Genomic DNA, 726 nt, shown 5'->3' on the forward strand with positions numbered 1-726 from the left:
GCCGCAGGTTATGCCCGCGCAGCAGAACAGGCCAAAAATGACATTGATGCTGCGCTGACCGGCACTCTGAAAATGGCTAACCATCTGTCAGAAATCGCAGCAGCAGGCGAAAAGGCACAACAGAAGTCCCGGGATAATCTGGGGCTGAAAAGTGCGGCCACGATGGAAGCACAGAGCGACATTTACGACCGGACAAAAGGCCGTCTGGCGATACCCGGCGCATTCGGCTTTGGGTGTGCTTTTCTGCCTGAAGATGTTATCCGTTTTGACACTAAGAGTGATTTCCTGGCCTGGGTAAGGAATGCGCTGCCAGGTGAATATTCCGTTGCTGGCCCCTACGACATCATCATACCCGACACACGGTTTGAAGGGGTGCTCAGCATCCGGTGGACTGATGCACGCCCTGAGACAACAGAACCGCGGTACAGAGCCAAATCCCTTACTTTTTACGGCATTAACGGCCCCATTTATCACACCCGCTACTGCTACTGGCCCATATCCAGACTGACTGGCTGGGTGAAAATAAATATAACCACAGAAGATATTATTTACAGAATCGTGGCGAGCTCTGTCCGCAACAGATGGGGAGACCCTGACATTGGCGGGCTGATTATTGCTGCGTACCAGGGAGAAGCTGACGGTGATAAAGTCATCAGACTTGTCAGGGGGCAGTCATACAGAGGCTCACGACTGGGACCGGTGGGGATTTCAGTGCCCAGTACTCCC

1 protein-coding gene is annotated in these 726 nt (G+C 53.3%); it reads left to right on the forward strand.

The window, feature by feature from the left end:
- The coding region (locus BHE85_RS17395; RefSeq protein ID WP_044326026.1) for a hypothetical protein at positions 1-726 on the forward strand (726 nt) is incomplete at both ends.

Source organism: Shigella sp. FC1567 (assembly GCF_001743015.1).
Classification (GTDB): domain Bacteria; phylum Pseudomonadota; class Gammaproteobacteria; order Enterobacterales; family Enterobacteriaceae; genus Escherichia; species Escherichia coli.